At 44.2% G+C, this 11,053-nt stretch carries 11 protein-coding genes; 1 reads left to right on the top strand and 10 read right to left on the bottom strand.

The annotated features are described in order from the left end of the window. Window positions 1–99 precede the first annotated feature (99 nt). The 8 genes from G588_RS20145 to G588_RS0112415 form a co-directional block, all read right to left on the bottom strand. A complete protein-coding gene (locus G588_RS20145; RefSeq protein ID WP_155830783.1) occupies window positions 100–1,512 on the bottom strand; it encodes an IS1182 family transposase in 1,413 nt (470 codons plus the stop codon). Window positions 1,513–1,708: 196 nt separating this feature from the next. Then, on the bottom strand, window positions 1,709–3,826 hold the full coding sequence (locus G588_RS0112385; protein ID WP_022779054.1) for an N-acetylmuramoyl-L-alanine amidase family protein: 2,118 nt from the start codon (window positions 3,824–3,826) through the stop codon (window positions 1,709–1,711). Between the two features lie 136 nt (window positions 3,827–3,962). Continuing rightward, window positions 3,963–4,655, bottom strand: coding sequence for a YczE/YyaS/YitT family protein (locus tag G588_RS0112390; protein WP_026668759.1), 693 nt, complete (start codon window positions 4,653–4,655; stop codon window positions 3,963–3,965). Between the two features lie 17 nt (window positions 4,656–4,672). Then, the gene (locus G588_RS0112395; protein WP_022779056.1) at window positions 4,673–4,975 is read right to left on the bottom strand and encodes a hypothetical protein; all 303 of its coding nucleotides are present in this window, start codon (window positions 4,973–4,975) and stop codon (window positions 4,673–4,675) included. Between the two features lie 49 nt (window positions 4,976–5,024). Then, on the bottom strand, window positions 5,025–5,258 hold the full coding sequence (locus G588_RS0112400; protein ID WP_022779057.1) for a hypothetical protein: 234 nt from the start codon (window positions 5,256–5,258) through the stop codon (window positions 5,025–5,027). Further along, window positions 5,255–5,554: a hypothetical protein gene (locus tag G588_RS0112405; protein WP_022779058.1), complete on the bottom strand. Its 300-nt coding sequence runs from the start codon at window positions 5,552–5,554 to the stop codon at window positions 5,255–5,257. Before G588_RS0112405 ends, G588_RS0112400 begins: the two co-directional genes overlap by 4 nt. Window positions 5,555–5,564: 10 nt before the next feature. Then, the gene (locus tag G588_RS0112410) at window positions 5,565–6,341 is read right to left on the bottom strand and encodes an inositol monophosphatase family protein (RefSeq protein ID WP_022779059.1); all 777 of its coding nucleotides are present in this window, start codon (window positions 6,339–6,341) and stop codon (window positions 5,565–5,567) included. Window positions 6,342–6,368: 27 nt separating this feature from the next. Continuing rightward, entirely contained in the window at window positions 6,369–6,983 is a 615-nt protein-coding gene (locus G588_RS0112415; RefSeq protein WP_022779060.1) for a 5' nucleotidase, NT5C type, read from the bottom strand. A 73-nt stretch (window positions 6,984–7,056) separates the two neighbouring features. On the opposite strand from G588_RS0112415, the gene G588_RS0112420 reads away from it, so the two are divergent. Then, window positions 7,057–7,398: a hypothetical protein gene (locus tag G588_RS0112420; RefSeq protein WP_022779061.1), complete on the top strand. Its 342-nt coding sequence runs from the start codon at window positions 7,057–7,059 to the stop codon at window positions 7,396–7,398. An 18-nt stretch (window positions 7,399–7,416) separates the two neighbouring features. On the opposite strand, the gene G588_RS0112425 is transcribed toward G588_RS0112420, so the two are convergent. Both G588_RS0112425 and G588_RS0112430 read right to left on the bottom strand, forming a co-directional pair. Further along, window positions 7,417–10,713 (bottom strand): glycoside hydrolase family 2 TIM barrel-domain containing protein, encoded by a 3,297-nt coding sequence (locus G588_RS0112425; RefSeq protein ID WP_022779062.1) that lies wholly within the window; start codon window positions 10,711–10,713, stop codon window positions 7,417–7,419. Between the two features lie 112 nt (window positions 10,714–10,825). Beyond that, window positions 10,826–11,050, bottom strand: a complete 225-nt coding sequence (locus G588_RS0112430) for a hypothetical protein (protein ID WP_022779063.1) — start codon at window positions 11,048–11,050, stop codon at window positions 10,826–10,828. Window positions 11,051–11,053 lie beyond the last annotated feature (3 nt).

An 11,053-nucleotide genomic window follows, 5' to 3' on the forward strand; every position in this document is an offset into this window, starting at 1 on the left:
TCAGACTGTAGACAAAATGGTCCTGAGAGCGTAGCTCTCAAGACCATTTTTCTTTTTCGCGAGTGTTTTATTGATAATAAAGGATAGAAACGGCCTCTATCAGGCCATCTCTAACCGCCATTCATGCTTGATTCTTGCAAGCTTTTTCAGATTCATACACGCAAAGGTAAGCGCGACCTTCATTTCCATCCGCGCCTTGCCATACATCTGCGTATATCTGAATCCGTGGTTCTCTTTAGCTGTTCCAAAGATTCTCTCTATTGTTTCTTTTCTGTGAGAATAGAGATCCTTCATTCCTTCTGTATACCTTATATCCTCACATTCTTCCATGTAATCTTCCCAGATATGACGAGTTATAAGCTTTACATGGTTTTTACTGAGTGTGCACTGCTCGAGATATGGACAGCTTTCACAGACCTTTCCGCAGCTCTTGTATTCCCGGTATCCATCACGATTTGTTGTTGAATACTCCAGTACCTGATCATTAGGGCATACATAACAGTCATTGTATTCGTCGTATGCGTACTCAGATTTCTTAAAGAATCCTTTCTTTGTCATTGGACGCTTGTATGGGAGAAGTGGTTTGATGCCATCATCTATGAGGAGTTTTGCTATGGCCGGCGTCTTATAGCCTGCGTCTGCAACGATAGTTTCAACACCAATATCCTTAATCTTATCGTATAGCCCTTTGAATGTACGGCTGTCATGCTCATTGCCTGGATTAACTGTATAATCAAGAATCCATCCATTCTTATCACAGGCAGTCTCTATACCGTATGCGAATACATTCTTGTGTTCACCTTTGTGGAACCATCCACTATCAGGATCGGTAGTGCTGCATTTTACTTTCTTGGTATCCTTTGGCACATCGTCTGTAAAATCACTGAAATCATCATGCCCACCTGTGCCTTTATCATTATCATCATCTTTATCTTTAAGAGGTTTCTTGCCGTGCTCAGCTCTGTCTTCGTTTATTTCTTTCCTGAGCATTTCTTCATAGAACAGTGCTTCCTGCTTTGCCAGTTTATGCTGCATCTTACGGTTGTTTGCTCTGGCTTTTACATGAGTGGCATCTACAAAGACAGCAGTAGGATCAACAAGCTTGAAGCGGTAGCAGTCTTCGAGAATACGCTGGAATATCTGCTCAAAGAGGTCTGTGTCCTTGAAACGTCTTGTATAGTTCTTTCCAAATGTTGAGAAGTGCGGGACGGGCTCGTTAAGTTCCAGGCCCAGGAACCATCTGTATGCAACGTTGACTTCGATTTCCTTGATAGTCTGTCTCATGCTGCGGATTCCGTATAGATACTGGATGAAAGGGATTTTAATGAGAGTGACAGGATCCATGCTGGGTCTGCCCATGTCTGAAGAATACTTATTTTCAACAAGATCATATATAAATGACCAGTCGATGGCTTTATCAATAAGCCTGAGCATGTGGTCCTGTGGAACCAGATCGTCCATGCTCACAAACTGCATTTGTTCACGCTTTCTTTCGGTATTAGAAGTCATCATAAAGGCAATCCCCATCCCCAACTTTGATACTTCTATTATATCAGAAAAAGTGCCTCAAGCCCAGATAAATACTGAGTTTCCGGCACTTTTATAAAGAAAAATCCACGGCAAATGCCGTGGACTTTGTCTACAGTCTGAGAACTCCAAGGCATGCGCCTTGGAGTTCTTTTAGTGTCTTGTATTTTATCTGACTGTTTTATTGTATCAATACTCCGTCTGCATCAAAGCTATACTTCTTGCCCCACTTAGTGATGGTCTCAGCTTTAGCAAGTTTTCCATCAGACTTGGCATAATATTTTTTATCACCTATAGTAATCCAGGCGGTATGTACGAACCTTCCATCTGCCTTGAAGTAATAGGTATAACCCTCAATATCTGTAAACCCGGTCTGCATCACACCTTCTTCATCAAAGTAATAAGTTGAAGACCACTTAGTCATCCAGCCTGTTATCCTCTTGCCGTCTTTGCCAAAATAGTAAGTCTTCTCATTCTCTGTATAGAATTTGCCGGTCTGAAGAGTTCCGCGTTCACTAAAGAGATAGAAATCTCCGCCAATCTTCTGCATGCCGGTCAGGGTCTCACCGTCTTCTGTTATGAAGTAGGTAGCGCCCCATTTGGTCTTCCAGGTTCCCTTAATTTCTTCCGGTTCAGGCTCAGGGTCTTCTCCAATGGTATATACAGGTGACAGGAAAAATATATTCATTATTTTCCCATCGTCAAATAGAGCCTTGCTTTCACAGGTCCATTCTACGCCGTCAACGATAAGCTTGGGGTCTTCCGCAAATTCATGGGTATTAAAGTATCTACCTTCAATATGGAGCAGCACTCTGTAGCGATACTGTCCCTCTGAGAAATAATCTTTGTCATCTGATGTGACAGGAATAAAATTCTCATGCAAATACTTTTGCCAGTGAATATTCATGAAGGTTACAGGCGCAGGTCCGCTAAATGTAGGCTCCTGATATTTCTCTCCATCCACAAATATATCTGCGATGTTCGAAGTGGCCTCGATAGTCGAAATCTGCTTCTTGCCCTCTTCCGATAAGATATTATAAGTGAAAGTGTGAGGACAGCCATTGGAAATCGGCTTCATCTCCTCATCTACAGCAGTTATATATACAGTGTACAGTCCAAATGGCAGTTCTTGTTCATAACAAGCTTTTGCGGCGTCAAAAGAAGGCTCCTCTGTATAATATAATTTTTTATTGATCTCTACTTCATATTTGCTTGCACCTCTGTAAGGATCAAAATATATAATGCCATCCTTCGATCTTATTCTGCTTATGCTATTTCCATAAACATATTTCGAATAAAATACAGGTGAATTAAATACTATTTTACGGACGCCAAGAATACTTTCCCTTGATTCATACTCACACTCTCTTGATTCATAATTGCATGAACAATCCCAGTCCAATTCGTATTTGTCTTCATACTCCGGATCAAGTACTATAGCAAACTGCGCCTTATAATAACCTACATCAAATCTTTCTTCGTTATAGTCTTCCCAGCTGTCATCTTCGGTCTTTTTCAGCCATTTAACGAATGTGGCCTTTATGCCCTCTGTTTCTGATATAAATGTCGGTTCAATACAATAACCATAATCAGCAATCACAAAGGTAAGCTCCGGATCAGTATTTACTGTCACGGAAGAAATAGTTGTTTTCGTAGTCTCCTCTGCAGTAATTGCAGGAGATACAAAGAAAATTGTCTCAACATTACCTTCTGCGTCATTCTGGAAGCCGTCTTGCTGCCACTCTTTTTTATTGACAACAAGCTTGAAATTCGGGTCTATTTTGCAAGTATCCTTAGAACCTTCTGCAATAGTAGCAGCCATACGAACTCTGTAAGATGCTCCCGGTGAAAAATTGCCACCACTAACATCTACCCATTTGATTCTGGCATCTACCTGCCATGTAACGAAAGAATATTCCATTGCTCTCTCATCAGATTCAAAAGAAACTGTGGGAAGAGGGTCACTTACCTTATAAGAATCCCTAAGGCTGGATAACACATTATCAACGGAAATTGTACGTATCTCAGGCTCCGGAATTATCGGATCATCATCCTCAGGTTCAGCAGCCATCAACAGCGAAGCTTCCGAATCAAGCACAGAAGCCTCCGGAACTACTTCAAGAGCCTCTGCTTCAGAAACTTCCTCATCAGGAACTTCCTCGTCAGGTGCATCAACAACGACTTCCTCTGCTTCGTCCGCTTCACCGACCTCCTGTCCTGCATAAGCAGTTACAGGCTGTAACACCATACCAGCACACAAAGTCAGCGACAACAATCTTGCCAATAGCTTTTTACTCATAAAATCCCACCTTTCACATAAGAAAAAAATTTCACTCCAAACTAAAAGCCACCGTAAAAAAATTTTACGATGGCTAAAATAGAATTAACATATAACCTTTAGTTAGTATTTTGGGTTTTTATAAAATCTGACTTTTTTACGCAGCCTTTCTGCTCACGAATACCTTCACTGAGTCCGCAAGGTGCTGATGGTGAATGCGTGTCGCGTCAAACTTCACGGATGTAAATGCCATCTGCATTATCGGGCCTGTAGCAAAAGCGCATATAAGGGTACCGATGCCTACAGGTCCACCCAGGAGCCAGCCGATGAGAGTTGCCAGACTAAGGAGTGCAATGCTTACCGCACCGATAGGTATCTTCTTTGCTCTCTTGGCCAGTGCAACAAGCAGTGTATCTCTGGGGCCGCAGCCAAGGGATGCGCTCATGTAGGTGTACTGTGTGTATGCCATGATCACCAGCCCTATTAACATGACCACAACGCCCTTCAGAAGCGAATCGCACTTTGGTACAACATTAATTCTGTAAAAAAAATCCACTGATTTACCTACAACGAAAGCATCAATGAACATGGCTATTCCTATGGGCTCTTTTAACGCAATATCAATTCCCAAAATTGCATAAGATACTGCGACAGATGCGGTTCCATAGAGAATTCCCAGTGTTTTGGATAGGCCAAGGTTAAGTACATCCCAGGGGCCTGCGCCAATATTTGCCTGTATTGTAAGATATACACCAAAACCGTTTACAAACAAACTTACTGCCGCCAGCAGCATATTCAATGCTATCGCACTCACTGTGCGGTTTTCTTTTAATCGATTGTTATTAAGCATTTCTTTCCTCGTTACTCTCATGTATTTCCGGGACAATGGGACATCCCCATTGTCTTAAGCATATCCATTGCCTTCATATAGGATTCCCTCATTACCTTAGGATCGTTCGTTGCAAGTCCGGCAGTTCGAGCCTTTGAAAGCATATCCGCATCATCGCTTATAAAAAGAATATCCGATGAACATTTCTCTATATAGCCGGAAGCCTCATCTAATGCCATTCGTAGTACCTTCGCATGATGGCGTTCCTGAAGCATTTTCACCTGCTTCTCAAATACTTCATCAGTATTATCTTTCACACTGATTATTATCTCTGAATACATATCTCACCCTCTATCTTCAAAAAAGGCTAAGCTGCTTAGTCCCTATGAATCACATTTTGTAACCACAATCAGCCTTTTCAGGTCCATCCACACCGGACTCGTAATGAGCCCTGAATTCCATGTTGATGTCACGAATCTCCTTAATTCCATCGATATAGGGCTGATACATTTCAATAAGTCCCGAGCTACAGCCATCGCAGCTGCCGTTGATATTACCGATTGATTCAGCTACAATCCGCTCTCTTTCTTCCCTTGTCGTATCCTTGATCAAAATTGAACTCATTCCTCGTCGCCTCCAAGTCCATAGTACAAAATCTCATTATACCTTGCGTTGGCTTCCTCAGCTGCCTTCTTGTCTCTCCATCTGTCCACATCGCTACAGATAGCCAGCATTTCATCCACTATAAGTTCAGCGCTGCGGGGCTTCACGTTGTAGAGATATGCAAGCATCCGCTCCATCGCCTTAGGGCTCCCAAGCTGCCTTGCAATCTGATCTCCCAGTTCTCCGGGAAATCCCAGGGATGTAACTGCGCTTACCACCTCATCATGTTTTCTTGCCCATTCGAATCTATTGTCCATTTTCTTATTATCACACTCCAAGCTTAAAACATTCCGGAATATCTTTTACGCCCCTTCCCATGCAAAGCGTAGATGAAGCACCTGTGTAGGAAAGAGGTTTACCCTCAATGTCAGTGACACTACAGCCTGCTTCCATGGCTATCAGCGCAGCTGCGGCGTAGTCCCATATCTGGATCTTGAGTTCAAAATACAGACCGCACCTTCCAAGAGCCACGCAGCACATATCCCAGGCAGCTGTTCCGGATCTTCGAAGGTCGACGCACTGAGGCAGCAGCTTTTTGGCAATGTCAAAGGATCTGTCTCTGTACTCCTCGTAGTAAGGCGCTGTTCCAAAGCAGGCAAGTTGTTCAGAAAGTGGTGCCTCTGAGGACATTATCTTTTCCCCGTTCATGTAGGCTCCCTGACCTGCGATTGCAGAGAACATCATGTCATCATAAGGATTATACACAACCGACATGTAAGGCTTACCGTCTCTCAAAAGTCCTACAGACACCACTGATGGCCTGTACTCATAGATAAAGTTCGAGGTTCCGTCTATTGGGTCAATTACAAAGCAGTAGCCACTGGCCATTTTAGCGGAAAAAACGTCCTGTCCATCCTCTTCTCCAAGAAATTCAGCCTCAGGTAATACAGCCGATAATCTATCCACCAGAAAACGTTGAACTTTTTCGTCTGTTTCTGTCACGAAGTTCGCATGCCCGGATTTCTCCATGATCTTGGGGCGCTTGGCTGTCAGCAGGATATTTCCTGCCTCTTTTACTATTGTTATCATTGTCTCTATTGTCATTATGCTGCTCCTACCTTATGTTTGTCGTTAATTGTTTTCAAAGAGTCGCTCCCTTATCTCTTTCCAGTTATTGCAGCGATAGAAATTATCGCCGGGCAGATCCGCTTCACGGTTCCAGGGTCTGTCAAAGACCATTACTTTAAGGTCCGGCAGATGATCGAAGAACTTGAAGGCCATGGGTGAATCCTCAATGGCATAATCGAACTTCATCTTGTAATAGTCTTCCAGCTCCAGATTGAACTCACTGTTTTTGATAAAAGAGTCCCTGCCATACTTGTTAAGGCAATAGAGACGTACGCGCTTAAGATCATGCTCATCAAGCCACTGTCTGGAGGCGTCATAGGCGCTGGCGGGGCGTCCCGTTATGATGCTGACATCGTGTCCTAAGTCTATCAGCTCATTGATAACCCTTGATGCGCCGGGAGTCTCTTCATAAGACAAAAGTGTCTCTAGGCGATGTCCCTCGATCATCAGCTCCTCGTACTGCTCCTTAGTAAGGTCAAAGGATTTCTGTAAGTTAAAAAAGCGTACTTCCTCGTAGGGAACCTTTTTTCCAAAGAGTCTGTCTGCAATAAATGTGAAGGCCAGAGCGGTTTCACAAAGGCAGTCATCAAAGTCTACATAGATTTTTTTATTATTCATATTTTACCTCTAAATTTTTTTCGCCTGCTGCCGATATAGTCATTGAGAGTTGGAACAAAGAAAGGATTCTGGTATGGATTTTCAGTTCTTAGCAGCAGCAAACAGTATTACAAATACATATTTAAATCAGAGCGCTTCATCTGCAATCTCCGCGGCATCTCTTGATGAAGAGTCCAAGAAGAAATTCGGTGAAGAGTTTGCACAGGCCTATGATTCACTGAATGCTACCAAGGCTCTTGGCGAAAACATGCGCAATAGCTACGAGAACACCCACAAGGACGACTTCAGGGAACATGCAAGCCGCCTTGGTTATTCCATTGACAACAGAGTTGTAGACATGCTGAATGTCAAACTCTCCGATGAAATGAGCGCCAAAGTAAACAGTGCTCTTAACAATGCCATTGAGAATCTCTGATGATCCGGTAATCTGCCATCATCCAAATATAAATGCCTTAAAATCAAAGTTACTGCCCGGAAGGAAGATAAATGATGTCTCCCAATTTCCGGGTCTTTTATTTATTCCAAATGTCTGTGAAGTATACTCCTTACTCTGAGGAAATTCAAGTATCTCCTTGTACTCCTGCCCTGTCTCCTCATTATAAAAACGAAGATGGATGGTGTTGGCGTTTTTGGGCGCTCTGCCGGTTATTGTAACCTTCTCCGGGCCTTCCTCTCCAAGGTCGAGCACACCAAAATTAAGGGTCACATTATTTCCTATGCCTTCCACAGCATCTGCGGTTTGCGTAAAGCTGTCGCCGTATACCGACTCTGCGTTGATTGCACCTACTCCCTCATAGGCCCTAAGCTTCCTCTCAAAAGAGAATCCTTTAATATGCACCTTATCGAACACCTTGAAGCTTACGGTCTGAATTCCTGTAAGCTTCTTATTCAAGGTCCAGGTATCGGGCTGGTATACGTTCCAGATGGATTTTTTGTGATAAATTTCCTTGCCGATAAGCTCTGCTCCCTCACTTCCGGGAATTCCCTTCCATATCTCAAAATCATAAGGATCATCCGAAAGCCCAAAGATATCAACCGTTATTTCATCAGAGCCGTCCTTACCAAAGTCAACACCCTCGAAGGAAATAACCGTCTCCTCGTCTCTGTAGCTGGCAACGCCCTGCTCATTGCCGGCTCCGGTCCTTCCTATAGCTGAGGTATAGGAACTTCCGTAGATATATCCGTAAGGATCAAGGTAAGCTGTGCCGATTCCTGAGACTTCAAATTCCAGCTCGGAAATAACCTTAACGGAGTCTGCGCCGTTATAGGCTTCACACCTTAATCTGAAGGAGCCGTCTCCTACCGCTGTTACCTCTGCTGTATTGCCGTTAACCACAATTTTGGCAAGATTGGACTCGGTGCCCTTACTGTTGAGCGCTCTGAATACCAGGTTCTGAGCGGGTGCATCTGAAGGAAGCGTATTGGCTGTAACAACAATAGTTTTGGAATCCGGTCCAAGGCTCTGTCCCTTGTCGGAAACAAGCTTAATGGCTCTGATATCCTTATTTTCTGAAAGTGACGCCAGTATATTCACCTCAGTATCTTCCGAATCACGTCTTATAATGGCCAGCATCCTGCCACCAAACAGCCTTCTGGTATCAGCCTTGTAGCTGTCATAGTCGGTGCTGTCGCCGTTATCAAGTCCAATGAGCCTTCCTCCCGTAACCGCCACATGGACATAATTATTGGCATTCTCAACGGGATTACCCTCTGCATCAAGCGCGCATATCTCAGCAAATATCAGGTCTCCGAAGGAATTCTCCTTGCCGGCCTTGATACCTAAAGATGCTGCGTCGCCAAAGGATTTCCTCACATCTCTTGCTATCACAACGCCTTTTTCATCATAGGCAACAGCCTCAAGGGTACCCTTCTCATAGATAACGCTGTAATCACCTATGATATGGTCTCCGCTTCCCCTCTCATGGGTCAGCTCCTGCACTCCAAGGCTCTTTCCGTTAAGAAACAGCTCAACCTTGCAGCCGTTACTGGCTACTCTTACATCTAACGACTGGCCTTCATTAAAGTCCCAATATGGGAAAATATGAACAAAGGGGTCCTTATCCCTGCTGACCCAGGCTGATTTCCATACATAATAAGCATCCTTGGGAAATCCCGCGGTATCGATGAGGCCAAAATAGGAGTTCTTGGTCTGATAGGGCGTAGGCTCTCCGATATAGTCATAGCCTGTCCATATGAACTGTCCAAGCGAATACTTAAGATCCCTGTCATAGCAGATGCAGGATTCAATACTCTCTGCCCCCCAGCTGGTGGTGCTGTTCTCAAGGGATGAGCACTGAAGATCGGAATCCGACAGTATTTTTTCCTTCAGCGGAAAATGATAGATTCCACGGCTCTGTACAATGGAATAGGTCTCGCTTCCGTAGATTATCCAGTCCGGGTGCTCTTTGTGGTGCTTCTCATAGAAATTCTCCGCGTAGTTGTAACCCACAACCTCCAGCTCCTGTGCACATTTCTGGGCATTCTCCCAGGGCATGTAGTTGGACGCGGAGGTAACCAGCGCATTCTTAAGAGGATCATGTATCTCAACGAGATGCCTAAGTTCCTTAGTGATCTCTACACCTCTTTCATCAGCATGGGTGTCATAGATCTCATTTCCTATGCTCCACATAAATACACTGACGTGGTTCCTGTCGCGCCTTACCCAGCTTGCCACGTCCTTCTCATGCCACTCTTCCCAGAACGTTGCATAATCATAGTCTGTCTTAGCCCTCTCCCACATATCAAAGGCCTCAGAATCGATCAAAAAGCCCATTTCATCCGCAAGGTCCAATACCTCAGGAGCATAGACGTTATGAGACAGTCTGATGGCATTAACTCCAAGGTCCTTGAACTGACACAGTCGTCTTCTCATGGCATTCTTGTCAAAAGCGACGCCCAGAGCGCCAAGATCATGATGTATGCACACACCCTGGATCTTGGTGTATTCTCCGTTTACAAAAAAGCCCTCTGCAGGGTCAAATCTAAGGTCCTTGAAGCCGGTTCTGACACTCTCCTCCTGTATGCACTCTCCATCAAGCTTAAGCTCCACCTTAAGTTCATAGAGATTAGGCTCTTCCGGACTCCAGAGCTTAGGAGCATTTACAAGGAAAGATACGTCTTTGCCGTCGTCCCCGCCAAATTGCTTGGACAGCTCTAGTTCTATACCTCTGTCATCAAATAGAGCGTAGGAAACAACCGCTCTGTCTGCGTCTGTTCCCAGCACCTCTGTCTTAACCTTAACTCTGAAACCACTTCCCTCTTTTTCCGAATGAATATATATACCGTTTTCCGGAATATAGGTACTCGCTACTTCCTTGACCCAGACACTTCGATATATCCCGGCGCCGGTGTACCATCTGGCGCTAGGGTATCTGCTGTTTACTCCCACATAAACGGTGTTCTGTCCCGGTTTCACATAATCCGACACATCAAGAACGAACTGAGAATAACCGTTCTTCCACTGACCTGCCTCAATCCCATTTATATACACAACGCTGTCCATGTAGATTCCGTCGAATATCAGAAAAGTCTTCCCGGAGGTATCCGCAATATCAAGGCTGTTACAGTACCAGCCTGTATTATCCTTGTACAGATTATTGGCATCGGCTATCATCCAATCGTGAGGTATCTCCACCTCCTCAAAGGAGCCTGCCTTCGCCGCTGCGGTCTGATAATCCGTGCCGTATTCGGTCTTAAGGAATCTCCATCCTTCGTTAAACTTATTTTTCATGATCTCTTTTCCTTTCCCCCATTATTAAAAACATAAGCACCTTCAATTATACATGAATATGTAAAAAAGAGTGGAACCAAACCTAATAGTTTCAGTTCCACTCTCTTGATGATCAGAGCTCTCTTCCGCAGAAGGGACAATATTTAATAGACTTAACAAACTCCTTGTCTAACCTGCCGTCTTCACTGCTTAGTACCAGTGCCAGCTCCTTGCTGTCAGGGTCTAACTGGAGTGAATTCACTAAAAACAAGCCCTCCTCCTGCTGGATCTTCTCAAAAAATATGGTTTCTTCGCCGAAGATATCTCCGGCTGCTTTTTTCTCACAAAATTTGCACATGCT

Origin of the sequence: Butyrivibrio sp. AE3009, assembly GCF_000420845.1 — a bacterium.
Lineage (GTDB): Bacteria > Bacillota > Clostridia > Lachnospirales > Lachnospiraceae > Butyrivibrio.